The following is a 24704-nucleotide window of genomic DNA, read 5'->3' as shown; positions in this document are numbered from 1 at the left end:
GGATCAGTAACCGTAGAAGAAGGGAGCGTTGTTCGCCAGCGCACGCTGCGCGATGATGATGATGATAAAGACCACCAGAGGCGCCAGATCCAGCCCGCCGGTATTGGGCAGGATCGAGCGGATCGGGGCGTAAAGCGGTTCAAGCAGGCGCGAAAGACCGTTCCACAACTGCCAGACCAAGGGCTGGCGCAGGTTCAGCACCTGAAAATTGATCAGCCAGGACATGATGATATGGGCGATCATCACGAACCAGACCACATCCAGTATCAGCATCAAGGCTTGGTAAAGCGTGACCATCGCATCCTCATCCGCAAGTCTGGCGACAGGTAAGGCAGCAGACGCCGTTTCGCAAGGCGCCGCAGTCCGGCCGCAGCGTCGCGATTGACCCGCGCGCGCGCCTTGGCTAGCCCGCCGGCAAAAGGGGCCCGTGATGTATCCGATCCTGCGCTTTGCCAAGGAAATGCTGAAATACCGCCGCCAGCCCCGCATTGGCATGCTGGAGGCGCATGTCTCGACCCACCGCTGCTGGCCCTGGGATCTGGACCCGTGGATCGAGCTGAACAACGGCCGCACCCTGACGCTTTACGATCTGGGCCGGGTGCCGATGGCGATGCGCACCGGCATTCTGCCGACGCTGCGCACACGCGGCTGGGGCATCACGGTGGCCGGCAACTCGGTGCGCTATCGCCGCCGCATCCGCGCCTTTGACCGCTTTACCATGGTGTCGCGCACATTGGGCTGGGACGCGCGGTTTCTTTACATGGAGCAAAGCATCTGGCGCGCTGGCGAATGCTGCAACCACATGCTGCTGCGCGGAGCAATCACCGGGCCGCAGGGCATCGTGCCGCCGGCCGAGCTGATGGCGGCGGTGGGTGCCGCGCCGGACAGCCCGCCCCTGCCCGGCTGGGTTGTGGCCTGGATCGCGGCCGACGCCCAGCGTCCGTGGCCGCCGGTGTTGCCCGAACTGCCCGCCGGTGTGGCGCGCGGCGATCTGCCGGGCTGAGGCGGCTTTCCTTGGCCCCGGCGGCGCACTAGGCTCGCGGCGCGGCGGCAAAAGGCCGGCTGGCAAGAGGCAGGGCATGGAACGCAAACGGATCTGGGGCTGGTGGTTTTTCGACTGGGCCAGTCAGCCCTATGCCACGCTGCTGACCACCTTCATCTTTCCGGTCTATTACGCCGAGGTCGCGCGCAACCACTACCTTCAGGCCGGCATGGCCCCCGAGGCGGCGGCGGCGGCGGCGCAATCGCTGTGGGGTTACGGCCTTGCGATCTCGGGGATGATCATCGCAGTGCTGGCGCCGGTCCTGGGCGTGGTTGCCGACAATTCCGGGCGGCGGATGGTCTGGGTCTGGTTCTTCTCGGTGCTTTATGTCGTCGGAGCATGGGGGCTGTGGTTCCTGATGCCCGACCAGCCGAACCTGCATCTGGCAGTCATCTGCTTTGGCATCGGCCTGATCGGCGCCGAGTTCACCACCATCTTTACCAATGCCCTGCTGCCCGGTCTGGCGCCCCGCTCCGAGATCGGCCGCATCTCGGGCTCGGGCTTTGCCTTTGGCTATCTGGGCGGCGTGGTGTCGCTGTTCCTGATGCTGCTGCTTTTGGCCGAAAGCGCCACGACAGGGCGCACATTGGCCGGGATCGCCCCGATCCTTGGACTGGACCCGGCGCTGCGCGAAGGCACCCGCGCCGCCGGTCCCTTTACCGCAATCTGGTATCTGGTCTTCATGATCCCGTTTTTCCTGTGGGTGCCGGAAACGCCCGGCCCGCGCCGCCGGCTGCGGCCCGGCTCGGCGCTGCGCGATCTGGGCGCGCTGATCGCCGGCCTGCGGCGTCGACGCTCACTGGCGGCATTCCTGATCTCGTCAATGCTGTCGCGCGATGCGCTGAACGGGCTTTACGCCTTTGGCGGCATCTATGCGGCGGGCGTGCTGGGCTGGCCGGTGATCCTGTCGGGGGTGTTCGGCATCGTTTCGGCCATATCGGCCACGATCATCAGCTGGCTCGGCGGGCGGGCCGATCGGCGCTGGGGGCCAAAGCCGGTGACGATCCTTTGCACGCTGGTCCTGATGCTGGTCTGCGTGGTCGTGGTGGGCATGGATCGGGATCACTTTTTCGGGATCGCCCTGCCCGCCGGCTCGCGCCTGCCGGATGCGGTGTTCTTTGCCTGCGGCGCGCTGATCGGCGGCGCGGGGGGCGTCCTGCAATCGGCCGGGCGCACGCTGGTCGTGCTGCATACCTCGGCCGAGCGCGCCACCGAGGTCTTTGGCCTTTATGCGCTGTCGGGCAAGGCGACCAGTTTCCTCGCGCCCCTTCTGATTGCGCTGGCCACCCAGATCAGCGGAAGCCTGCAACAGGGCATCTCGCCGCTGATCGTGATGTTCCTTCTGTCGCTGGTTTTGCTAAGTTGGGTCAAAGCAACAGGAGAATCCGAGCAGTGATCCGCAAGTTCCTGACCACCGCCGCACTTGTGCTGGCGGCCGCACTGCCGGCTGCGGCCGACCCTTTGGCAAAGGATGTCTTTGGCGCGGCGAACGGCTCGACCGGCGGGCCGCCGACCGCTATCGGCTTTTATTCCAAGGGCTGTATCGCCGGCGCCGTGCAACTGCCCGAAAGCGGGCCCAGTTGGCAGGTGATGCGCCTGTCGCGCCACCGCAACTGGGGCCATCCGCAATTGGTCAGCTTTCTGGTCGGCCTGTCGCGGGCGGCACAGCAGGTCGGCTGGCCGGGGCTTTATATCGGTGACATGAGCCAGCCACGCGGCGGCCCAATGGTCACCGGCCATGCCAGCCACCAGATGGGGCTGGACGCCGATATCTGGATGCTGCCGCCGACCAGCCTGCGGCTGAGCGTGGCGCAGCGTGAAAAGCTGTCCTCGCAATCGGTGGTGAATGCCGCCGGCACCGCGCCCTCGGCGCTGTGGAGCAACGCCCATATGGCCATCCTGCGCGCCGCCGCCAGCGATCCGCGCGTCGAGCGGGTCTTTGTCGATCCGGTGGCCAAGGTGGCGATGTGCCAGACGGCGACCGGCGATCGCAGTTGGCTGCGCAAGATCCGCCCGATCAACAACCACAATTACCATTTCCACGTGCGGCTGGCCTGCCCCGCCGGCTCGGTCTGTCAGCAGCAGGATGCGCCGCCGCCCGGCGACGGCTGCAACGAGGCCGCCGAATGGATCAAGAACCGGATCGATCCCAGCCGGGTCAAGCCGGTGCCGCCCGATCCCAACTATCGCCACCCGCGCAGCTATCGGCTCAGCGAAATGCCGCGCCAATGCCAGGCCGTGGCCACGGCGCGCTGACCTGACCGATGCGCAAGACCTGCATGCGCGGGGCGGCCGCCGCCCTGATCGCCATCCTCGCCACGCTGACCTATTCCTGCGCCGCTGAGCCGCGGCCCGATCCGGCCGGCGGCCAGCCACGGGTCAGCCATATCGGCACCTATGTCTGGTCGATGGACGATGATCTGTTCGGCGGCTTTTCCGGCATCCGGCTCAGCGCGGACGGTCAGCGCTTTACCGTGCTGTCGGACCGCGCCAGCCTGCGCTGGGGCGAGGTCGCGCGCGACGCCAAGGGCAAGATCGACGGCCTGCAGGTCGAAGGCATCACCCGGATCAAGGACAGTCAGGGCCGATACCTGCCGCCGGGCTGGAAAGGCGACAGCGAGGGGCTGGCGATCGACCGCGACGGCCGGCTTTGGGTCAGCTTCGAGGGGCTGACGCGGGTGGTGCGCTATGACACGCCCGAAAGCCCCGCCGTCCCCCTGCCCCGGCCCGCCGCCTTCCGGCAGATGCAGCGCAATTCCTCGCTGGAGACGCTTGCCATCGCGCCCAATGGCGACATCCTGACCGTGCCGGAACGCTCGGGCGCGCTGACGCAGCCCTTTCCGGTCTATCGCTATCGCTATGGCGCCTGGGATCAGCCGTGGTCGATCCCGCGCAGCGGCGATTTTCTGGCGGTGGATGCCGATATCGGCCCCGACGGCCGCTTCTATCTGCTGGAGCGCGACTTTCTGGGGCTTCTGGGTTTTCGCAGCCGGGTGCGGCGCTTTGACATGGGCCCGGACGGGCTGAGCCATGAACAGGTGCTGCTGGTCAGCGGGCCGCTGCAATATGACAATCTGGAAGGCATCTCGGTCTGGCGCGATGCGCAGGGCATCCGGTTGACGATGATTTCGGACGACAATTTCAACTTTGTCCAGCGCACCGAGCTGGTAGAATACCGCGTCGAGGATCCCGCACCATGAGCCTGTCCCAGACCATCGAAGCGCTTGAGCGCGCCATTGCCTCGGCCTTGCAGGACCGCCGGATCACCGGCTGCGCGGTGATGCTGGCGCAAAACGGCAAGCTGGTGTTTTCCGCCGCCGAAGGCATGGCCGACCGCGAGGCGGGGCGCGCCATGACGCAAGGTGGCTGGCTGCGCTATGCCTCGGTCACCAAGCCCTTTACCACGCTGGCGGCGCTGCGGCTGATGGATCAGGGCCGGCTTGCCCCCGAAGATCTGGTGACGCGCTATCTGCCCGGCTTTACCCCGGCCCTGGCCGATGGCAGCCGGCCGCCGATCACGGTCAATCAGCTGATGTCGCATATGGCCGGGCTGGATTATGGCTTTGCCCAGCCGCCGGGCGGGCCCTATGCGCAGGCCGGGGTCTCGGACGGGATCGGCGACAGCGGCATCACGCTGGCCGAGAACCTGCGCCGCATCGCCGGCGTGACGCTGGACCGCGCGCCCGGCAGTGCCTGGCGTTATTCAGTCGCAACCGATGTGCTGGGCGCGGTGATCGAGGCGGCAAGCGACCGCCCTCTGCCGCAGGCCATGGCCGATCTGGTCACTGGCCCCTTGGGCGTCGAGGCCGGGTTTCTGGCCGATCCGCACAAGCTGGCGGCCAACTACGTCGACGCCCGCCCCGAGCCCCGGCGCATGTCCGGCCTGACCCAAGTGCCGATTCCGGGCGCCGAGGGGCTGGTGTTCAGCTTTCTGCCCGAACGCGGCTTTGACCCCGCAGCCTTTCCCTCGGGCGGGGGCGGCATGTCGGGTCAGCCTGCGGCGGCGCTTGCCGTGCTGGATGCGCTGCGCGACGGGCCCTTCATTTCTGAACCGCTGCGCCGCATGGCGATGCAGAACCGGATCACCGGGCCGCATCCGATGCGCGGACCCGGCTGGGGTCACAGCTGGATGGGCGCGGTGGTCTGCGATCCGGCACTGGTCGGCATCGGCCTGCCGCAGGGCAGCCTCAGCTGGGGCGGCATCTACGGCCACAGTTGGGTGGTCGATCCCTCGCGCGCATTGACGCTGCTGGCGATGACCAATACCACGACCGAGGGCATGAACGGTGCCTTTGCCGTCGAGATGACGGCGGCACTGGGGGCCTGACGCTTGACAGGACGGCATGGGCGGGCCTAAGCGGGCCTGCCGCCTGCGACCGAGTCTCCGCTACCTTGTCAAAACGGAATCCGACATGCGTATCCTTCCCGGCGTGATCGCCATGGCCATCGTCGTGGTGGCCTCGAACATCCTTGTCCAGCATCTGCTGGGCGACTGGCTGACCTGGGGGGCGCTGACCTATCCCGTCGCCTTTCTGGTCACCGACATCATGAATCGCGTCTATGGCCCGGCGGCCGCGCGCAAGGTGGTGCTGGCCGGTTTCGTCACCGGGGTGATCTGTTCCATCGTCGCGGCCGGCATGGACAAGACCACGCTGCGCATCGCCGTCGCCTCGGGCGCGGCCTTCCTTGCGGCGCAGCTCATGGACATCGCGGTGTTCAATCAGTTGCGAAAATACAACTGGTGGTTACCACCCCTAGCGTCAACTCTGGTCGGCTCGGTGCTGGATACCGCCGTATTTTTCACCATTGCCTTCTCGGCAACGCTGGTGCCGCTGTTTCCGCATGACGATGTTTCTTGGGCAAATGAATTGGTTCCGCTGCTGGGTCGCGGCCCCGTTCAGCCGTTGTGGGTTTCGCTGGCAGTTGCCGATTGGATGGTCAAACTGGCGCAGGCCGTGCTGGCCCTGATCCCCTTCCGGATCGTCGTCGGAAATTTGATCCGCAAGCGTGCGCAAATTCATTGACTGTTAAGGTCTCTGTGGCAGGCTGAGGGCATACGGCAACACATTGAAAGGAGGTGGTCCAGTGTCGAGAGTGATATTGGAGAGAGGTGTCGGGACAGTCAGGGGGGCCGCGGCCTGAGGGCAGCCCCAAGGGTCGTGAACCCTGACTGGGACGGTGGGCACCAACCCTAACCGGACCATCTCCGTGGATCTCGCGGGCCGTTTCCACGAAGCGGCCCGTTCCTACGTTTCCAGACAGGCTGAGGCGGCGCGCCGTGATGTGCTGAGTGGCGGGTGTCTGGGGGACTGAGCGCCTGAATCGCCGGGCGCTTGGTCTGGCGACCGCGCCCAAGCGTCGGGGCGCCGGGCGGCTGAGTTATCCGACCGTGATAGCGAGCAATCGAGCGCTGTCGCCTTGAGCGTCGAGCGACGAGCGACGAGCGACGAGCGACGAGCGAAGAGCGACGAGCGACGAGCGACGAGCGACGAGCGACGAGCGACGAGCGACTGAAACGCCCCGCGTCTGGATCGGGCAAGGGGTCTGCGGGCATTGGGCTCCTGAACCGCCGGATTGGGCAAGGCGGCTCGCTAGTCCAAGACATTGCCCTCTGAACGCCCGCATCTGGATCGGGCGACGCGCTCAAACCTCTGTGGCGCTGAGCGATTGAAGCGCCCGACTGCTAGATCGCGCAGTGGGCCCTTCGATCAAGACGTCGAGCGCCTGAAACATGCGGCATCTGTATTGGGCAGCACGTCCGGGGCACGGGGCACCTGAATCGCCCGGTCGCCGGATTGTGCGCCCGGGCCGTGCACCTAAGGCCAGGGACATCTGAATTCACCGCCACCGGATGGGAAATTATCATGCAGGGCTGCAGGGCCTTGGATTGTGCGGCCCGCGCCGATCCGACCCAAGCCGCGTCACGGCACGTCCCGCCCCGCCGACGCTTCGCAGCTTGCCCCGCCCCCCCTTACCCTCTCACTCCTTGCCGCCGCCCCGAGGGTGCAATTCGTTGATCAGATCGATCTGGATGCGCTGGATCTCCAGCAGGCGCTGCCATTGATGCGTCAGCTGATGGTCCAGCTTTTCATGCAGCTGGCGCAGCTCCAGCTCGGCCTTCAGATTGATTCGGTAGTCGTTTTCGGCGCGGCGGCGGTCCTTGTCCTCTTGCCGGCGCTGGCTCATCATGATGATCGGCGCCTGCAGGGCCGCGACGCAGGACAGGATCAGATTCAGCAGGATGAACGGATAGGGGTCGAAAGGCCGGCCCAGATAGGTCAGCGTGTTCACGATCACCCAGCCGACCAGCACCCCGACGAAGGCCAGGATAAAGGCCCATGACCCGCCCCATTCGGCAACGCGATCCGCCATGCGGGCACCGAATCCGGGCGGCATTTCGAAGTCGTCGGGCGCGGTCTGCGGCGTCAGCAGCGCACCGCGCGACAGCGCTGCGGCCACCTCGGCCTCAAGCGTGCCAACCTCGCCGGTTTCGTCGGCCAGAAGTTCGGTCAGGTAAAGCTGGCGATAACGTTCCAGATCGGCCTGACAGATGCTGCCATCCGCAGGCAGGTCTGGTCGGTCGCGGCGGATCAGCGCCGCCAGCGACGGCCGCAGCCCGGCGACCGCAAGGCCCTCGGCCCCGCAGGGCTGGCCGCAGACGGCGCAATAGGGCGGGTGGGGATCGGTCTGGGACATGGCGCGGCTTTCCTGTTCAGGGGGCAAGACTATCCCCGCCGCAGCCGCCTGCCAACGGCTGGTGAAAGCCCCGCGACCCGCTTGCCCTGCGCGCCCCACCGCGCCAAGATCGCCGGTATGGATGAACCAAGACTAAGCCTGCGGCTGCATTTCGATACCCTGACCTTTGGTCGGGGCAAGGCCGATCTGTTGCAGGGCATTGCCGAACTGGGCTCGATCTCGGCCGCCGGGCGGCGGCTGGGGATGAGCTATCGCCGCGCATGGGCGCTGGTCGAGGAAATGAACGCACATTTCCGCGCGCCACTGGTGGAAAGCAGCCGCGGGGGCGCCGGTGGCGGCGGCGCCGGCCTGACCGAGCTGGGCGCGCAGGCGCTGGCCGAATATCGCGGGCTTGAGGATCTGCTGCGCAGCGCGCCGCAACTGGCGCGGCTGAGCGATATGCTTGGACCGAAATAACGCTTGAACCGGCGGCGCGGCGGCGGTTATGTCGGCACGACCATAACGGAGACCATGATGCGCCTGCCCCTGCTTGCCGCCGCGCTGATCGCGCTCGCCACCACCCCCGCCGCACAGGCCGACGAGATCACCGTCTTTGCCGCCGCCAGCCTCAAGACCGCGCTGGATCAGATCGCCGCCGACTGGCAGCAATCGCATGGCGACAAGGTGGTGATCTCCTATGCCGGCAGTTCGAAACTGGCCAAGCAGATTCAGGAGGGCGCGCCGGCCGATCTGTTCATCTCGGCCTCGACCGACTGGATGGATGCGGTCGAGAAATCGGGCGACATCGACCCGGCCACGCGCGAGGATCTTTTGGGCAATACGCTGGTGCTGGTCGGCCATGGCACGCCGGCCGCAGGCGAAATCGCCCAATTGCCGCAACTTCTGGGTCAGGACAAGCTGGCCATGGCGCTGGTCGATTCCGTCCCCGCCGGGCAATATGGCAAGGAGGCTCTGCAAAAGCTGGGGCTCTGGGACAAGCTGCAAGGTCAGGTCGCGCAAGCCGATGATGTGCGCGCCGCGCTGAAGCTGGTGGCGACCGGCGAGGCGCCGCTGGGCATCGTCTATCGCTCGGATGCGGTGGCCGAAAAGGGCGTCGGCGTGATCGCGACCTTCCCCGAGGACAGTCATGCCCCGATCACCTATCCCGCCGCCGTGACCAAGGCCGCCGACACGCCCGAGGCCGCCGCCTTTCTGAAATCGCTCAAATCCGAACCGGCGCGCGGCATCTTTCAGGCGCAGGGCTTCAGCGTCGCACCATGAGCGACTGGCTGGGACCGCAGGAATGGCAGGCGGTCCTGCTGTCGCTGCAGGTGGCGCTGGTCGCCACCGCCGCCAGCCTGCCGCTGGCGGTTGCGGTGGCGTGGTTGTTGGCACGGCGGCGCTTTCCCGGCCATGACCTGCTGAGCGCGCTGGTGCATCTGCCGCTGGTGATGCCGCCGGTGGTGACAGGCTATCTGCTGCTGATTACCTTTGGCACGCAGGGGCCGGTCGGCGGTCTGCTGAAACAGATGGGCATCGTGCTGGCCTTTCGCTGGACCGGCGCGGCGCTCGCCACCGCGATCATGTCCTTTCCGCTGATGGTGCGGGCGATCCGGCTGGGGTTCGAAAACGTCGATCCCCGGCTGGAGCAGGCCGCCGCCACCTTGGGCGCGCCGCGGGCGATGATCTTTCTCAGCGTGACCCTGCCCCTCATGCTGCCGGCGATTCTGGCCGGGATCACCCTGGGCTTTGCCAAGGCGATGGGCGAATTCGGCGCCACCATCACCTTCGTCTCGAACATCCCCGGCCAGACCCAGACCCTGCCCTCGGCCATCTATGCGCTGCTGTCGACGCCCAGCGGCGAAGGCCCGGCGATGCGGCTGGTGCTGATCTCGGCCGCAATCTCGATCGGGGCGGTGCTGGCCTCAGAGGCGCTGGCGCGCAGGATGGCGCGATGATCGAGGTCGAATTCCAACGCGGCTTTCCGGGCCTGTCTCTGGATGTCGCCTTTCAGGCGCCGGCGGGGATCACGGCGCTGTTCGGCCCCTCGGGTTGCGGCAAGACCACGACGGTCAATGCGGTGGCCGGGCTGTTGCGGCCGGATCGCGGGCGGATCGTGCTGAACGGCCGGGTGCTGTTCGACGGCCGCACCGACCTGCCGCCGCAGGCGCGCCGCATCGGCTATGTGTTTCAGGATGCGCGGCTGTTTCCGCATCTGAGCGTGGCGCGCAACCTGCGCTTTGCCGCGCGCTGGCGGCGGGGGGCGGATGCCGATTTCGACCGCATCACCGCCATGCTGGATCTTGGGCCGCTGCTGCATCGCCGCCCGGCGACGCTGTCGGGGGGCGAGCGCCAGCGCGTCGCCATCGGCCGGGCGCTGCTGTCGGCCCCCGAACTGCTGGTGATGGACGAGCCGCTGGCAGCGCTCGACGAAGCGCGCAAGACCGAGATCCTGCCTTGGCTGGAACGGCTGCGCGACGAGGTGCGGCTGCCGATGCTTTATGTCAGCCATTCGGTGCCCGAGGTGCTGCGACTGGCCAACAGCGTCGTGCTGATGCAGCAGGGCCGGGTGCGCCACGCCGGCCCGCTGACCGAGGTGCTGGCCGACCCGGCGCTGGCGCCGCTGATGGGCGCACGCGAGGCCGGGGCGCTGATCGCAGGCACCGTTGTCGCGCGCGAAGCCGACGGGCTCAGCCGGGTGATGACCGCCGCCGGGCCGATCTGGCTGGCGCTGGATCGCCCGCCCGGCACCCGGCTGCGGCTGCGAATCCTTGCCCATGAGGTGATCCTGTCGCGCGCCGCACCTCAGGGGCTGTCGGCCCTGAACGCGCTGCCAGCGACCGTCATCGACATCCGCGACGGCATGGTGCAGCTGGCGCTGGGGGATGAGCGGATGCTTGCCCAGATCACGCCCAGATCCGTGCAGATGCTTGATCTGAAAGCAGGAGCCGCCTGCCACGCCATCGTGAAATCGGTCTCGGTCCTGCCCAGTTGACCGGGGCACGCCTGCCTTCTGGAGGCTTTGTTATTTGCGCATAACCACTGCCATCCGCTAGAATGGCACAAAACTCGCAAGCAAGAATGACTCCGAGGGCAGTATGAACAGGTTTCTCAAGCTCGCCATTGTCGGGCTGGTTGCCTCCTGTGGTGGCGGCGGCAATTACGGCGCACCGCGCAATCTGGAAAACGCCTGCGCCATCGTGGCCGAGCGCCCGGCCTATCTGAACGCCATGAAGGAAACCGAGCGACGCTGGGGCGTGCCGATCCATGTCCAGATGGCGACCATCCATCAGGAATCGAAATTCATCGGCAATGCCCGCACCCCGCACCGCTATGCGCTGGGGATCATCCCGATGGGGCGGCAAAGCTCGGCCTATGGCTATAGTCAGGCCATCGACGGCACCTGGGACGATTACCGCAAGGCGACCGGCAATCGCGGCGCGCGGCGCGACAACATCCGCGACGCCACCGATTTCATGGGCTGGTATATGAGCAATTCGACGCGCATCCTTGGCATCTCGAAACAGGACGCCACCTCGCAATATCTGGCCTATCACGAAGGCCGCGCGGGCTTTAACAACGGCTCGCATCGCGGCAAGCCGTGGCTGAACACGGTAGCCGGCCGGGTCGGCGCCCGGGCCGAGCTTTACCGCGTGCAACTGGCAAGCTGCCGCTAAGGGGGCGCGAGGCCGGTCCGCCGGCCCGCCCCTGCCGCGACGGGATCGCCTTACGGGTTGATGAATTTCGACGGCGGGATCTGCACGCCGGTCGTCATGTCGCCCAGAATGACCGTGGTGCGCTTGCCGGCGTCATCGGTCACCACCCATTGCCGCAGCTGTGTCGGGTTGGCGGTGAACACCATCTGGATATTGCCATATTCGGGATGCTGGGGATCCTGCGCGACCACCACGGTCGCGTTCTTTTTCTCGGCATAGCCGGTGACCATCTTGGCCTGACCCAGATTGATGTTGGGCGCAAGGATCAGCGACAGCGGCGTCTTGGACAGCGGATATTGCTGCGGGCCGCTGCGCGACTTGCCGTCATAGACCGAGACCGTCCCGGACGAGGCCATCACCAGCGTCTTGTTGCCCTTGTATTCAAAACGCACGCGGTTCGGGCGCTGGATATAGACGGTGCCGGTCGAAATCGAGCCATCGTTGTTGACCTGGGTAAAGCCCGCCTGCGCGGTCTTGAGGCTGTTGAGATAGCGCGAGATCTCGTTCAGCGGGATTTTCTCGGCCAAAGCCGGAAAGGCCATGGCAAGGCACAGGACGGGCGCAAGGGCGAGCGTTTTGAGTTTCATGGCAGCGAGATTAGCCTTTTGTCAGGGACTTGCACATCACGTTCACGAGGCGATGCGGCGCAGGAACGCTCGCACCGCCGTGACCGTTCCAGCCGCGCCCGGTGGTCAGATCGGCTGACCGGCCAGCAGGCGCGGCATCGGGTCCAGCCGCAGCCCGGCCGCCTGCCGCATGAAGCCGCGCCGCAACGCCGGCAGGCGGTCGATCAGCCCCATGCCCAGCGCGCGGGCCGCACCCAGAACCGGGTTGCCGTTGGAAAACAGTGCATTCACCCCGTCCATGCCAAGGGCCAGCGCCGTCGCATCCGGCCGGCGCCATTGCTCATAGCGCTGCAGCACCGGCTCGGTGCCGATGTCCTCGCCCCGCCTACGCGATTCGACCAGCACCTCGGCCAGGGCCGCCACGTCGCGCAGACCCAGGTTCAGCCCCTGCCCGGCAATGGGATGCACGCCATGCGCCGCATCGCCGATCAGCGCCACCCGCGGCGCGACATAGCTTTCCGCCAGCGTCAGGTTCAGCGGATAGGAAAACCGCGGCCCGGCCAACCGGATCGCGCCCAGAAAATCCCCGAAACGCGGGCGCAGCGCGGCCAGGAAATCGTCATCCGGCAGAGCGATCAGCGCGCGCGCCTGCACGGCCTCTTCGGACCAGACGATGGAACTGCGGTTGCCCGGCAAGGGCAGGATCGCCAGCGGCCCGGTCGGCATGAAGAACTGATGCGCGGTGCCCTGATGCGGCAGCTCGTGATCGACGGCGGCAACCAGTGCGATCTGGCCATAGTCATGGCCCAGCCGGCGGATGCCGGCCCGCGCCGCCACGCCCGACTGCCGGCCATCAGCGCCCACCAGCAGACGCGCCCGCAACCGCCGGCCATCCGACAGCAGCACGGCGATGCCGCCCGGCCCCGGCTCTTGCCCGACGACGGAAAGGCCGGGCAGATGCGTCACCCGCGCGCGCATGGCCGCCAGCAGCGCCCGATACAGGAAACGGTCCTCCAGCATATAGCCCAGACGGCCTTCCTCGATCTCGGCGCCGTCGAAATGCAGGCCAAAGGGCGCGGCGCCCTCGCCCGGATGGCCCTGCGTCGCCTCGACCTTCAGGATCGGCTGCGCCTGATCGGCCAGTCCGCGCCACAGCCCCAGCGCCGCCAAGAGCCGCTGCGAGGCCAGCGCCAGCGCATAGGCGCGCCCGTCAAAGGCATCGCCCGCCCGGCTGTCGGCCGGCCGGCTGTCGACCACGGCCACGCTCAGCCCGCATTGCGCCAGCGCAAGCGCCAGCGCCGGGCCGTTCAGCCCGCCCCCGGCGACGACGATATCGAAATCCCTGTCCATGCCCCGCAATATGCCGCAGCGCCCGGCGATGTCCATGCGGCTTGGCCGCGCAGATCATGCGGCATTGCGGCGGCTGCCCTGCCCGGCTAGCCTTGCGCGGTCCACGGATCCCTCGGAGAGCAATGTGATGGATTGGCTGAAGGCACCGGCGGCCGAACAGGGCCGGGCGATTCTGGCGGGGCTGCTGAGCCCGGTCGAGCAGACCGAGGCCTATCTGGATGCCGCCCGGCGCCACCGCTATGGCACGCGCATCTACGCCCGGCTGACCGCCGACCGCGCGCGCATCGAATCCATCGCCGCACATGACCGCGCCAAGGCCGGGCTGCGGCGCAGCCTGCTGGACGGCGTGGCGATCAGCTGGAAGGACAATATCGACAGCGCCGGCACCGCGACCGAGGCCGGCTCGCGTCTGCTGGCCGGTCGCACGCCCGACCGCGATGCGGCGATCCTGCATCGGGCGACGCTGCAGGGGCTGGCCTGCCTTGGCAAGACGCATATGACCGAGCTGGCCTTTTCCGGGCTTGGCGTGAACCCGATGACGGCGACGCCGCCCAACAGCATCGACGCCAGCCTTGCGCCGGGCGGCTCCAGCTCGGGCGCGGCGGTTTCGGTCGCGCTGGGGCTGGCCGCGGCGGCCATCGGCTCGGACACCGGCGGCTCGATCCGGGTGCCGGCGGCGTGGAACGGGCTGGTGGGGTTCAAGCCGACGGCCGGCATGGTCGACGGCCAGGGGGTGGTGCCGCTGTGCCGCAGCTTTGATGTGGCCGGGCCCATCGCCCGCACCGTCGAGGATTGCGCCGAGCTTTTCGCCGTGCTGCGCGGCGAGCCCGCCACCGATCTGGCCGGCGCCGAACCGGGGCGCCTGCGCCTGCTGGTGCTGGACGGCGTGCCCTTTGACGGCGCCCGCGAAGGGCCGGTCGCAGCCTTTGAAGAGGCCGTAGACCGGCTGGGCCGCGCCGGCGCGCGCGTCAGCCATATCGCACCCGCCTGCGTGGCCGAGGCCATGGCGCTGGCACCCATCCTGTTTGCGCCCGAGGCCTATGGCACATGGCGCGAACAGATCGAGGACGCACCCGATCTGATGTATCCGCCGATCCTCGAACGCTTTCGCGGCGGCAAGGACACCCTGGCCGCCGATTACGTCGCCGGCTGGCAGCGGCTCGCGCGGCTGCGCGCCGATTGGGCCGCGCTGGTCGCCGGCCATGACGCGGTGATCCTGCCCACCGCACCGATCCTGCCGCCCGACACCAACCGGCTGCTGACCGAGCCCGATTTCTTTGCCTCGGAAAACCTGCTGACGCTGCGCAATACCCGGATCGCGAATCTGCTGGGCCTGCCCGCCGTCACCCTGCCGACCGGCCAGCCCGCCTGCGGCATCATGCTGATGGGCCGGGCCGGCGATGATCACGCGCTGCTGGTCGCCGCAGCCGCCGCCGAGGCCGCGCTGCGCCAGGACTGAAGGCGGACTGAAACACGAACGAAAACCCGGCAAAACCCCGGAAAACCCGCATGTTGTCCGGGGTTTTGCCCTGAAACTCTGGACGCATGGGGGCTTTGCCGGTATCCTGTCGCAAACGGGGCGAAACGACCCCGACTGAGAGGCAGCCATGGCACTACCCGAGCGGTTCTCGAACCTGCCGGAATACGCATTCCCGCGCCTGAGGGCACTTTTGTCCGGTATTTCCCCCGGCATGGAGCCGATCGTGATGACGATCGGCGAGCCACGCCATGCCGTGCCGGAGTTTACCGGCCGGATCATGGCCGAAAGCATCGCGGAGTTCGGCAAATACCCCCCGAACGAGGGCAGCGCCGAGCTGCTGGCCGCGATCTCGGGTTGGATCGAACGCCGGCATGGCATCGCGGTCGAGCCGGCGCGGATCATGGCGCTGAACGGCACGCGCGAGGGGCTGTTCAACGCGGCCCTTGCGCTTTGCCCGGAAGAAAAGGCCGGCCAGCGCGCCGCCATCCTGATCCCGAACCCGTTCTATCAGGTCTATGCCGTCGCCGCCGCCGCCGTGGGCGCCGAGCCGGTCTTTGTGCCTGCCGGACCCGAGACCGGCTTTCTGCCGCGCTATGCCGATCTTGCGCCCGAGGTGCTGGACCGGGTGGCCATCGCCTATCTGTGCTCGCCAGCCAACCCACAGGGTTCGGTCGCGTCCGAGGATTACCTCGAAGAGCTGATCGCTCTGGCCGAGCGCCATGATTTTCTGGTCTTTTCCGACGAATGCTATTCCGAGATCTGGCGCGACACCCCGCCCCCCGGCGCCTTGGCCGTCGCCACCCGCATGGGGCTGGCCGACCGGGTGGTGATGTTCAATTCGCTGTCCAAACGCTCGAACCTGCCGGGGCTGCGCTCGGGCTTTGCCGCCGGCGGGCTCAAGCAGATCGCCGCCCTGCGCCGACTGCGCAGCTATTCCGGCGCCCCCCTGCCCCTGCCGGTGCAGCGCGTCAGCGCCGCCGCTTGGGCCGATGAGGCACATGTCGACGAAAACCGCGCGCTCTATCACGCGAAATATGCCGTGGCCGACCGGGTTCTGGGCAATATGCCGGGCTATCAGGCGCCGCAGGGCGGGTTCTTCCTGTGGCTGCGCGTGCCCGAAAGCATCGGCACCGGCGAGGATGCGGCAAAAAAGCTGTGGACCGAGGTCGGCATTCAGGTACTGCCCGGCGCTTATCTGTCGCGCGACATGGCCGGAGGCAATCCGGGCCGCGATTACATCCGCGTCGCGCTGGTCGATCCGGCCGGCCCGACCGAGACGGCGCTGAACCGTCTGAAGACCTGTTTGTATCAAGGGGGCTGAGGCATGGCGAGTTGGCAGGCGAAACAACGCGATCCGCTGTTCGACCAATCGACCCAAGCGGCGCTGGAACGGCGCGGCAAGGAATTGCTGGGTGCCGGTCTGGTCGTGCTGGGCGTGCTGATCGCGATGATGCTGATCAGCTATACCCCCGATGACCCCAGCTTCATGTCGGCCACCGACCAGCCGGCGCAGAACTATCTGGGCCGGCCGGGCGCCTATATCGCCTCGGCGCTGTTCATGATCACCGGCTATGGCACCTGGGTGCTGGTCGTGGGTGCCATGGCCTGGGGGCTGCGCTTCATGCTGCACCGGGGCGAGGAACGCGTCCTGCGCGGCATCTTCCTGCCCATCGCGATGGTGCTGGTCTCGGTCTATGCGACCTCGATGGCGCCGCCGGTGGGCTGGACGCAAAGCTTTGGTCTGGGCGGGCATCTGGGCGACATGCTGATGGGCGCCATGCTGTCGATCATGCCGATGAAGGCCTCAATCGCGATCAAGATCCTTGCGCTGCTGATCGCCGCTGGCGCCGTGGCCTTTCTGGGCTTCGTGCTGGGCTTTGACCGCCGCGAGGTAACGGCGATCGGCCACTACCTGCGCGACGGCCTTGCGACCGCGCGCCTGCTGCTGCTGCATGCTGTGGACCGGGGCGCGCGCTTTTCGGCCGGAACCGCGCAGACCGTGAAGGCCCGCGCCGAGGCCCGGCGCGAGCGCGTCGCCCGCGCCTCGGGCAGCGCCCTGCCCCAAGCCCGCGACCCGGCCGAAACCCCGGCCCGTCGCACCGTGCCGCCTCTACCCACCGAAACCACCGCCGAGCTGATCGAGCACGAACCGCATTACGACGACGAGACGCCGCCCGCGCCCGAGGTGGTCTCGGCCCGCATCGGCGATGCCATCCGCCAGCATGCCGAGCCGGCGCCGGCCCGGTCCTCGGTCCTGTCCTCGGTCACCGCCCGGCTGGCGGGCCGCACCACTGAGCCCGAGGATGACGGCGATTACGACCACGCCGTGCCGCAGATCATGCCGCGCCCCCATCCCGCGCCGCTGGCCGAGCCGCCGCGCAGCCGCGAGCCGCATCCGCAGCATTACGAACATCCGCCGCTGGACCTGCTGACCGCGCCGGCGACCGTCGAGCGCCACCAGCTGTCGCCCGAGGCGCTGACCGACAATGCCCGCATGCTGGAAGCCGTGCTGGACGATTATGGCGTCAAGGGCCAGATCACCGAGGTCCGTCCCGGCCCCGTGGTCACGCTTTACGAATTGGAACCCGCGCCGGGCCTGAAGGCCAGCCGGGTGATCGGGCTGGCCGACGATATCGCGCGGTCGATGTCGGCGCTGTCGGCGCGCGTCTCGACCGTGCCGGGCCGTTCGGTCATCGGCATCGAACTGCCCAACATCCGCCGCGAAAAGGTGGTGCTGCGCGAAATCCTGGCGGCCTCGTCCTATACCGATGGCACCCAGCCGCTGCCGCTGGCGCTTGGCAAGGATATCGGCGGTGGGCCGGTCGTGGCCAACCTCGCCAAGATGCCGCACCTGCTGATCGCGGGGACCACCGGCTCGGGCAAGTCGGTCGCGATCAACACCATGATCCTGTCGCTGCTTTACAAGCTGACGCCCGAGGAATGCCGGCTGATCATGATCGACCCGAAGATGCTGGAGCTGTCGGTCTATGACGGCATCCCGCATCTGCTGTCCCCGGTCGTCACCGATCCGAAAAAAGCCGTCGTCGCGCTGAAATGGGTCGTGGGCGAGATGGAGGAACGCTATCGCCGCATGTCCAAGATGGGCGTGCGCAACATCGAGGGCTACAATGGCCGCGTGCGCGAGGCGCTGGACAAGAACGAGATGTTCAAGCGCACCGTGCAGACCGGGTTCGACGAGGACACCGGCGAGCCGGTCTTCGAGACCGAGGAATTTCAGCCCGAGACCTTCCCCTATATCGTCGTCATCGTCGACGAGATGGCCGATCTGATGATGGTCGCGGGCAAGGAAATCGAGGCCTGTATCCAGCGGCTGGCGCAGATGGCGCGTGCCTCGGGGATCCACCTGATCATGGCGACGCAGCGGCCTTCGGTCGATGTCATCACCGGCACGATCAAGGCGAACTTCCCGACGCGGATCAGCTTTCAGGTCACCTCCAAGATCGACTCGCGCACCATTCTGGGTGAACAGGGCGCCGAGCAATTGCTGGGTCAGGGCGACATGCTCTACATGGCCGGCGGTTCCAAGATCACCCGCGTCCACGGCCCCTTCGTCAGCGACGAGGAGGTCGAGGAGGTGGTGACGCATCTGAAAAGCTTTGGCCCGCCCAGCTATATGTCGGGCGTGGTCGAGGGCCCGGACGAGGACAAGGCCGACAGCATCGACCAGGTGCTGGGCCTGTCCACCGGCGAGGGTGGCGATGCCGAGCTTTACGACATGGCCGTGGCCATCGTCGCCAAGGATCGCAAATGCTCGACGAGCTATATCCAGCGCAAGCTCGCCATCGGCTACAACAAGGCCGCGCGGCTGGTCGAGCAGATGGAGGACCAAGGCGTGGTCAGCGCCGCCAACCACGTCGGCAAACGCGAGGTTCTGGTCCCCGAGGTTTAAGCACCACGGCAATGCAGAGGTCGGAAAGGCCGGGGGGGTGTCCCAGCCTTTTGGGTTTCGGGGGACGTGGTCAGGGGGAGGACGGGAGGAGTTGACCGACTGGCGACGATCCCGTGTGCATCAGCAGCAACCACTGCTAAAGCCTAGAGATCCGAGGCAACAAGCCGCGCCGCGGGTGTCGAGCTTGGTCTGGTCGACAAGCAGGTGGTCAATCGCTTTATCCGCGGGCGTTGCTTTCGTAGATATCAGCTCTGGCGAAGGTCGAAGGACGAGCGGCGCGATGGGCGAGCCGTACCGGAAATGCCGAGCGTGACCTGATCAAAAGGTTTCATGGCCAATCATCTGAGCGCGGGCGACAGCTCCGACGGCTAAATCTGCTGGACAAGCCAATCCTCAGGGCTTCAACAGGCGATCAACACTCCCCTGGCAGCTGAATGGTGATCCGATTCTTGAATGCGGCGCCGGGAAAACGCACCCCCACCGACCGTCACAGATCCTCCTCACATCAAATCGCGCAGCAAAACCTTTGGCGCTCAGGATAGGCAACAGTCCTCGGACCACCGGCCCTGCACGAACAAACCGAGCTGAGAGGCAGGGCGCGTCCAACCTCGGATTGCCGTCCGCAGCGCAGTGATCTTCACCGCCGCAAGATCGTCAGCGCTGCGGCATAGGGCGTCGCAATAGCGCTTTCATTGATCTGCGACCGGATCAGATAGCTTTTGATGACCTTGTCCATATTTTCCGGCTTGGACAGCGCGGCGGGAGACGGGCTGCCGAACATCCGCGACATCGCCGTTTTCATCTCACTCACCTGCCGGTCGACAGGAAGTCGGGCAAAAGTGGCAGGGAAGCCGAAGGCCCCCTCAAAGACCTTGCGCAGCGGAGTCGAAGCCGCGATATGATACCATTTCGTACTGTCGCTGGAATTGCGCGCAATGATCCCCGGCAATTCTCGTTGCGCATTCAGCGCCAGCTCGATCTCTTCGTGCTGCTGGCCGATGTTCTTTTCGAATGAGCGCGATACGTAAAGATCAGCGATACTGGCGATGCTCAGCTTTTTGCGATCACCGGCCGCCCCCGAGCCAAAGCCGAATGCCTGGTTGAGTTTCAGGTATCGCTTGTCGCTCAGCCGGTTAACGATGCTCTTGCCATCGCTGGGATCCGCCTCGAGCACTTTCTTGATGAAGGCCCGGTTGTTCAGGTCGTCATCAAGGCCAAAGGCGCGAAGCGCAACGCTGAGCAGCTTGTAGTTCGAGACAAGGTCGTCGGCCTCGGTGACCGAGGCGATGTTCTGCGCGAAATAGTCGCGCGAGTTCTGAATCTGCGGGTCTTTCTCAAAGACTGCGCGCTGGCGGTCGGCGGTGCGTTGAAGCAGCTTCCAACCCAGATAGCCGCCCGAACCAAGCTGAACATTGTAGGTCATGTCTTTACCGCCAGCAGGCGCGCCTCTCTGGTCAGGAGCATGCGGAGCTGTTTCAGCGCGTGATAATAATTCCCCTGCAAGACAGCATGCGTGGCCGCATCTAGAATGCTGTGGCTGTCGCGGTCGCTCAAGGCACGGGACAGATGTTCGATCCCGGTCAGAGCCTGTTCCCTGCCTTCGGCCTCATCCGCATCGCCGGTCAGGATCAGCTGGCAGATATAGCAGACCCGGCTGACCGGAGTATTGGCATTGTCAGGATGGATGGCGTCGCGCAGGCGCAGGATATTCGCATTGGCCGTCTTGATCGAGATCCTGGCGCGCTTGTCGCCATTCTCGATTACCGCGCCATTGATCAGCACGCGCTCATTGGGGGCGAGCTTCAGGACCAGGCCGCTCATTGCGCTCCCTCGCCGCGCAGGCCGCGCATGACGCACAGGTTGATGTCGATCAGCGGCTCAGTCGTTGCCGTCCCGGCAAGCACAGCCGCGCCGTGGCGGATGGAAAATGCAGCCAAGGATAGCAGGCCGGCCTTGACCTCATCGGGAAGCGCATTGTCAGGATGGCCGAGATCGCTTGCAAGCAGGGTCCAGAGCTCGTTGTTCTTGGACACCGCCGCAATGGTCGCGACCGTCTTGCACTCGGCAGGAGCCTGCCGAAGCATCCGCGTGACGCGAGAAAAGATGTCGTATTCGGTGTCGCGCGCGCCGCGAAGCGCCGGACTGCCATATGCACGTTCTGAGAAAGGCATGACCGCGTTCAAATCGTGTTTCCCGATTCAGGTTTCATTCTGTTGGCGGGTCAGGGACGCCCGTGGGCGTCCCTGGTTTGTCATCAGCCGCGGAACAGCGACAGGATCGACGACGGCGCCTGGTTGGCGATCGACAGGGCCTGAATGCCGAGCTGCTGCTGGGTCTGCAGCGCCTGCAGGCGGGCAGAGCTTTCTTCCATATCGGCATCGACCAGGGCGCTGACGCCCAGTTTCAGCGAATCCGCCAGCTTGCCGACGAACTTCGACTGGGCCTCGATGCGCGAACCCTTGGCGCCAAGCGCCGTGGCACCGTCCTGCGCGATCGTGATCAGCGCATCGATTTCACCCAGCGCGGTCGTTGCCGTCGCCTGGTCGGTGATGGCGGTCAGGCTGGCCAGGTCAAGATTGGCCTCCAGATCGACCGAGGTGACGGTGATCGACGAAGCGGTCACGGTCGTACCCGAGCGATCCAGCGAGCCGAGCACAGTATAGGTCGCTGCGCCGTTCACACCATTGGTGCTGAGCAGGTTGACGCCATTGGCCTGGGTGCCGGCGATCGTGGCCGTGATGCCGTCCTTCAGCTCGTTGATGTCGGTCTGGATCTTCGCGAAATCCGCATCGCTGCGGTTTGCCGACGCCATCAGTTTCTTGATGCTGCTCAGCTTGTCGAGAACATCTTCGGCGCCCGTGCGGGCGGTGGCGACCGTTTCAGCAGCGACGTTCAGGTTTTTCTGGATCGTGCTGGCGACATCCTGGTCGGATTCCATCGTCTTGGCGATCGACCACAGCGCAGCGTTGTCTTTGGCGCTGTTGATGGTCTTACCGGTCGAGATCTCGTTCTGGGTTTTCGACAGGTTCGAGTTGATGCTCTTCAGGGTCTGAAGGGCGACGACGGCCGAGCTGTTGGTCAGAATGCTGGACATGTTTTACTCCATGAAAAAGGCGCTTTGGCCTTGTTAAAGAAACGGCCTTCTGACCTGCGGGATTTCCCCGGTGCCTCTGAAGCACATGAGCGGTTTTACCCGCCACTCGTAAATAAAAGCTGAACGCCCGGACGAACTCAAAGAATTAGCCCGGACGTTTTTAATTAAAACTTCCGAACCGGTCGCTGGGCAGTCTGCTGAACCTGCCGCATGCCCGACTTGTCATAGGTGCCCAGGCTTTGCGACAGCGCCACCAGCTGCCGGACCTGTTGCTGGGCCTGCGCCACGCCGTCGCGGGCCGCCTCAGCCAGAATGGCGATGGCCTGCAGTTCCGCCTCGACAAGGCGCGCCTGTACGGGATCCAGCCTTTCCTGGGAAAAACCGGCCTCGAACTGCTGCAGCAAAGCGGTCGCCTCTGCGGGTTCGAACTGCTGGATCGCCCGGCGCGCGGCGCGCAGCTTATCCAGAACCGTCATGCTGCACCGCCGATCCGGCCGGCCAGCCCCAGGTCGAGGCGCTTGGCCAGCGCGTCGGCATAGGTTTCGGTCATCATGCTGCTGAACTGTTCTTCTCCGATGCCGCCGCCAAAGGCGCCCTGCATCGGCTGCGGGCCGGCATATTTCAGCATCTCGCCCAAAAATGCTTTTTCCAGCCCATCCGATATTTCCTGGGCATTGCGTTTTGGAACCGGTCCGCCCGGCGTGATTGAGGAGATAATCATCTTGCCCTTCTGCATAAAAATTTCCCGATGGGCTGACATCTAATCCAAGGCGGTAAATATTTGGTAATCAGCCGCTGCTAGAACGGGGCAAACAGGAAAGCACGCAATGATTCCGAATGTGACCGACCCAGGCATTTCAGTGGTGATCAACAGCCCGGCTGCGCCCAGTCGCGACGGTGCCGATTTCGAGGCGAGCCTAACCGAAGAACCGACCGATGCGTCGGACGAAGATGAGGACAAGACCGAGCTGGCCGAAGAGGCCGTGCCGGTCGATGTCGTGCCGCTGGAGCAATTCGTCCGCAAACAGGACGCCATCCTTGGGGCCCTGACCGTCGCAGGTCCCGCCCTTGCCGAGCCGGCTCAGGCGGGCGCAACCGTGCCGCAATCCCCGCCCGTGGCAGAGGCGGGCGTGGCGCCCGGGGCAGATGCCGCCCCCCGCCCCGCGCATCCGTTGCCCCGGGGAGAGATGTTTGCCGCGGCAGAACCCACGGATCGGATCGCCGAACCTTCCCAGAATCACGCCGATGAGGTTGCGCCCGAGCCAGATCGCATCCCGGACCTGCCCAGCCCGCCCACCAAGGACGCCAAGCCCGAGGTGACATCGCAGCTGCTTTCCGCCGAGGTGACCGTGCATCAGGCGCGCGAGGCGCGGCCCGAACCGGCCATGCCGCATGTCGTGGCGCCAAGGCATGGCACGGCCGAGGCGCGCGAGATTTCACGACAGATCGCGCGGCAGATGCATGCGAATCAGGATCGCATCGAGATCACCCTGACCCCCGAGGAACTGGGGCGCGTGCGCCTTGTCATGACGCCCGGCGAGGCGCCTTCGGTCATGGTCTATGCCGACAATCAGCAGACGCTGGACCTGCTGCGACGCAATGCCGACATGCTGATGCGCGAGCTGAGCGATACCGGCTTCGGCGGCGCCTCACTGTCCTTTGGTGAAGGGGGCGAGCGCGGCGGTTTCGCGTATCAGCAGGCGACGACGCGCGACGGCCCCGGCGATTCCCCGGCAAGGGACATGACCACGCAACCGCGGCCGGTTTCCGACCGGCGGCTCGATATTCGCATCTGAAAGGGACATATCATGGTTACCAGCATCGCCGGCGCAACGACGACAAATACCACGGCGCGCGCCAATGCGGCCGCTTCGCCCAGCGCTACCAACAAGGACGATTTCGAGACCTTTCTGCGGATGCTGACCACGCAGCTGCAGAATCAGGACCCGTTGAAACCGATGGAAAGCACCGAATTCGCCGTGCAGCTGGCGACCTTTTCGGGGGTCGAGCAGCAGGTGCAGACCAACGACCTGCTGGCGCAGATGCTGGCCACCTCCAGTGGCGGAACGCTGGGGCAGCTTTCGGACTGGATCGGGCGCGAGGTGCGCACGACGGTGCCGGTCTGGTTCTCGGGCGATCCGATCACGCTGCAAATCGAGCCGAAAAAGGGCGCCGATGCCGTCAATCTGGTCGCCTTGGACGAGGCGGGCAAGGAGGTCTATCGCGAAAGCATCGGCACGGGCTCAGGCGAGGTCGACTGGCGCGGCAGTGGCGCCGACGACAAGCCGTTGGCCAAGGGGTTGTATCATTTCCGGCTGGAATCGCTGAAGGATGGCAAGGTCATCTCTACCCAGGACGTTCCGGCCTATTCCCGAGTGACCGGAGCCGAGCTGACCGACAAGGGCGGGATGCTGGTCCTTGCCGGCAACAACAAGATCGCGCCATCCGAGGTCAGCGCGGTGCGCCAATAACCCGGCACCTGCCTAGGCGATCGAGAGCGGTGGGGTTGCCAGAGGCTGCATGCAAGCAGTCCGGCAGAAGCATTTTCCGATGGACGAGGCGTGCAGGAATGCGGGTTCTGATCTGGCAACCTTGAACCAAGTTTGTGGCCCGGGATTCCGGCTTTGGCTCGCCATATTGGGCGGCCCCTCCTCGTCCTTGTGCGCTCTCACCCCGCCAACGCGAGACCCGCGCATTCACCCGCACCGCCGGGGCCGTAAAGCCGCAATCCGACACGTATGGGCGCTAGGTTCCCGACTCATTGATTTTCACAGCCAGAAGAGGACGGTCGCAGCGAGCATGATCGCGGAGAAGAAGGTCTCCGGGCACCGGTCGTATCGCGTGGCGACGCGCCGCCAGTCTTTCAGCCGT

26 protein-coding genes and 1 pseudogene are annotated in these 24704 nt (G+C 66.0%); 16 read left to right on the top strand and 11 right to left on the bottom strand.

Annotated features, from left to right (window positions below):
• Positions 1–3: 3 nt before the first annotated feature.
• Positions 4–297, bottom strand: coding sequence for a YggT family protein (locus GL279_RS00135; RefSeq protein ID WP_155062576.1), 294 nt, complete (start codon positions 295–297; stop codon positions 4–6).
• Between the two features lie 133 nt (positions 298–430).
• Here GL279_RS00135 and GL279_RS00130 point away from each other — a divergent pair, with 133 nt between their 5' ends.
• The 6 genes from GL279_RS00130 (at position 431) to GL279_RS00105 (ending at position 6066) form a co-directional block, all read left to right on the top strand.
• Positions 431–1003: an acyl-CoA thioesterase gene (locus GL279_RS00130; protein ID WP_155062575.1), complete on the top strand. Its 573-nt coding sequence runs from the start codon at positions 431–433 to the stop codon at positions 1001–1003.
• Between the two features lie 76 nt (positions 1004–1079).
• Positions 1080–2438: an MFS transporter gene (locus tag GL279_RS00125; protein ID WP_155062574.1), complete on the top strand. Its 1359-nt coding sequence runs from the start codon at positions 1080–1082 to the stop codon at positions 2436–2438.
• Positions 2435–3298, top strand: a complete 864-nt coding sequence (mepA, locus tag GL279_RS00120) for a penicillin-insensitive murein endopeptidase (protein WP_343039671.1) — start codon at positions 2435–2437, stop codon at positions 3296–3298. The genes GL279_RS00125 and mepA overlap by 4 nt, the downstream gene beginning before the upstream one ends.
• An 8-nt stretch (positions 3299–3306) precedes the next feature.
• A complete protein-coding gene (locus GL279_RS00115) occupies positions 3307–4242 on the top strand; it encodes an esterase-like activity of phytase family protein (RefSeq protein ID WP_155062572.1) in 936 nt (311 codons plus the stop codon).
• The gene (locus GL279_RS00110) at positions 4239–5369 is read left to right on the top strand and encodes a serine hydrolase domain-containing protein (RefSeq protein ID WP_155062571.1); all 1131 of its coding nucleotides are present in this window, start codon (positions 4239–4241) and stop codon (positions 5367–5369) included. The genes GL279_RS00115 and GL279_RS00110 overlap by 4 nt, the downstream gene beginning before the upstream one ends.
• A gap of 85 nt (positions 5370–5454) precedes the next feature.
• A complete protein-coding gene (locus tag GL279_RS00105) occupies positions 5455–6066 on the top strand; it encodes a queuosine precursor transporter (RefSeq protein WP_155062570.1) in 612 nt (203 codons plus the stop codon).
• A gap of 955 nt (positions 6067–7021) precedes the next feature.
• On the opposite strand, the gene GL279_RS00100 is transcribed toward GL279_RS00105, so the two are convergent.
• Positions 7022–7738 (bottom strand): DUF1003 domain-containing protein, encoded by a 717-nt coding sequence (locus GL279_RS00100; protein WP_155062569.1) that lies wholly within the window; start codon positions 7736–7738, stop codon positions 7022–7024.
• A 117-nt stretch (positions 7739–7855) separates the two neighbouring features.
• Between GL279_RS00100 and GL279_RS00095 the strand changes: the two genes are divergently transcribed.
• The 5 genes from GL279_RS00095 (at position 7856) to GL279_RS00075 (ending at position 11394) form a co-directional block, all read left to right on the top strand.
• Positions 7856–8194: a winged helix-turn-helix domain-containing protein gene (locus GL279_RS00095; protein ID WP_155062568.1), complete on the top strand. Its 339-nt coding sequence runs from the start codon at positions 7856–7858 to the stop codon at positions 8192–8194.
• 57 nt (positions 8195–8251) lie between these two features.
• Complete coding sequence (gene modA, locus GL279_RS00090; RefSeq protein WP_155062567.1) at positions 8252–8998, top strand: molybdate ABC transporter substrate-binding protein; 747 nt, start codon at positions 8252–8254, stop codon at positions 8996–8998.
• The gene (gene modB / locus GL279_RS00085; RefSeq protein WP_155062566.1) at positions 8995–9675 is read left to right on the top strand and encodes a molybdate ABC transporter permease subunit; all 681 of its coding nucleotides are present in this window, start codon (positions 8995–8997) and stop codon (positions 9673–9675) included. The genes modA and modB overlap by 4 nt, the downstream gene beginning before the upstream one ends.
• On the top strand, positions 9672–10712 hold the full coding sequence (modC, locus tag GL279_RS00080) for a molybdenum ABC transporter ATP-binding protein (RefSeq protein WP_155062565.1): 1041 nt from the start codon (positions 9672–9674) through the stop codon (positions 10710–10712). Before modB ends, modC begins: the two co-directional genes overlap by 4 nt.
• Before the next feature lie 103 nt (positions 10713–10815).
• Positions 10816–11394 (top strand): transglycosylase SLT domain-containing protein, encoded by a 579-nt coding sequence (locus GL279_RS00075; RefSeq protein ID WP_155062564.1) that lies wholly within the window; start codon positions 10816–10818, stop codon positions 11392–11394.
• A 50-nt stretch (positions 11395–11444) separates the two neighbouring features.
• On the opposite strand, the gene GL279_RS00070 is transcribed toward GL279_RS00075, so the two are convergent.
• Positions 11445–12020, bottom strand: coding sequence for a LolA family protein (locus tag GL279_RS00070; protein ID WP_155062563.1), 576 nt, complete (start codon positions 12018–12020; stop codon positions 11445–11447).
• Between the two features lie 105 nt (positions 12021–12125).
• Positions 12126–13349, bottom strand: coding sequence for a UbiH/UbiF/VisC/COQ6 family ubiquinone biosynthesis hydroxylase (locus GL279_RS00065; protein WP_155062562.1), 1224 nt, complete (start codon positions 13347–13349; stop codon positions 12126–12128).
• A 127-nt stretch (positions 13350–13476) separates the two neighbouring features.
• Between GL279_RS00065 and GL279_RS00060 the strand changes: the two genes are divergently transcribed.
• From GL279_RS00060 to GL279_RS00050, 3 genes are all read left to right on the top strand, one after another.
• A complete protein-coding gene (locus tag GL279_RS00060) occupies positions 13477–14808 on the top strand; it encodes an amidase (protein WP_155062561.1) in 1332 nt (443 codons plus the stop codon).
• Positions 14809–14956: 148 nt separating this feature from the next.
• The gene (locus GL279_RS00055) at positions 14957–16150 is read left to right on the top strand and encodes an aminotransferase class I/II-fold pyridoxal phosphate-dependent enzyme (protein WP_155062560.1); all 1194 of its coding nucleotides are present in this window, start codon (positions 14957–14959) and stop codon (positions 16148–16150) included.
• 3 nt (positions 16151–16153) lie between these two features.
• The gene (locus GL279_RS00050) at positions 16154–18739 is read left to right on the top strand and encodes a DNA translocase FtsK (RefSeq protein ID WP_155062559.1); all 2586 of its coding nucleotides are present in this window, start codon (positions 16154–16156) and stop codon (positions 18737–18739) included.
• 637 nt (positions 18740–19376) lie between these two features.
• Here GL279_RS00050 and GL279_RS00045 read toward each other — a convergent pair.
• The 6 genes from GL279_RS00045 to GL279_RS00020 all read right to left on the bottom strand — a co-directional run bounded on the left by GL279_RS00045 (position 19377) and on the right by GL279_RS00020 (position 22569).
• Complete coding sequence (locus tag GL279_RS00045; RefSeq protein ID WP_155062558.1) at positions 19377–20162, bottom strand: DUF1217 domain-containing protein; 786 nt, start codon at positions 20160–20162, stop codon at positions 19377–19379.
• Positions 20159–20560 carry a flagellar biosynthesis repressor FlbT gene (flbT, locus tag GL279_RS00040; protein ID WP_155062557.1) on the bottom strand — a complete coding sequence of 134 codons (402 nt, stop codon included), beginning with the start codon at positions 20558–20560 and terminating at the stop codon, positions 20159–20161. Before flbT ends, GL279_RS00045 begins: the two co-directional genes overlap by 4 nt.
• On the bottom strand, positions 20557–20922 hold the full coding sequence (gene flaF / locus GL279_RS00035; protein ID WP_155062556.1) for a flagellar biosynthesis regulator FlaF: 366 nt from the start codon (positions 20920–20922) through the stop codon (positions 20557–20559). The genes flbT and flaF overlap by 4 nt, the downstream gene beginning before the upstream one ends.
• Positions 20923–20993: 71 nt before the next feature.
• On the bottom strand, positions 20994–21833 hold the full coding sequence (locus GL279_RS00030; protein WP_155062555.1) for a flagellin N-terminal helical domain-containing protein: 840 nt from the start codon (positions 21831–21833) through the stop codon (positions 20994–20996).
• A gap of 164 nt (positions 21834–21997) precedes the next feature.
• Complete coding sequence (locus tag GL279_RS00025) at positions 21998–22309, bottom strand: hypothetical protein (protein WP_155062554.1); 312 nt, start codon at positions 22307–22309, stop codon at positions 21998–22000.
• Complete coding sequence (locus tag GL279_RS00020; protein ID WP_246175051.1) at positions 22306–22569, bottom strand: rod-binding protein; 264 nt, start codon at positions 22567–22569, stop codon at positions 22306–22308. The genes GL279_RS00025 and GL279_RS00020 overlap by 4 nt, the downstream gene beginning before the upstream one ends.
• A 103-nt stretch (positions 22570–22672) precedes the next feature.
• Between GL279_RS00020 and GL279_RS19645 the strand changes: the two genes are divergently transcribed.
• Positions 22673–23629, top strand: coding sequence for a flagellar hook-length control protein FliK (locus tag GL279_RS19645; RefSeq protein WP_170293888.1), 957 nt, complete (start codon positions 22673–22675; stop codon positions 23627–23629).
• Between the two features lie 12 nt (positions 23630–23641).
• Positions 23642–24304 (top strand): flagellar hook capping FlgD N-terminal domain-containing protein, encoded by a 663-nt coding sequence (locus GL279_RS00010; RefSeq protein ID WP_155062552.1) that lies wholly within the window; start codon positions 23642–23644, stop codon positions 24302–24304.
• A gap of 297 nt (positions 24305–24601) precedes the next feature.
• On the opposite strand, the pseudogene GL279_RS00005 reads toward GL279_RS00010, so the two are convergent.
• Positions 24602–24704 (bottom strand): annotated as a pseudogene (locus GL279_RS00005) (IS5/IS1182 family transposase); the annotation flags it as partial.

The sequence above is a fragment of the Paracoccus limosus genome, assembly GCF_009711185.1.
GTDB classification, from domain to species: domain Bacteria; phylum Pseudomonadota; class Alphaproteobacteria; order Rhodobacterales; family Rhodobacteraceae; genus Paracoccus; species Paracoccus limosus.
This window is presented reverse-complemented; position numbering and strand designations above follow the sequence as displayed.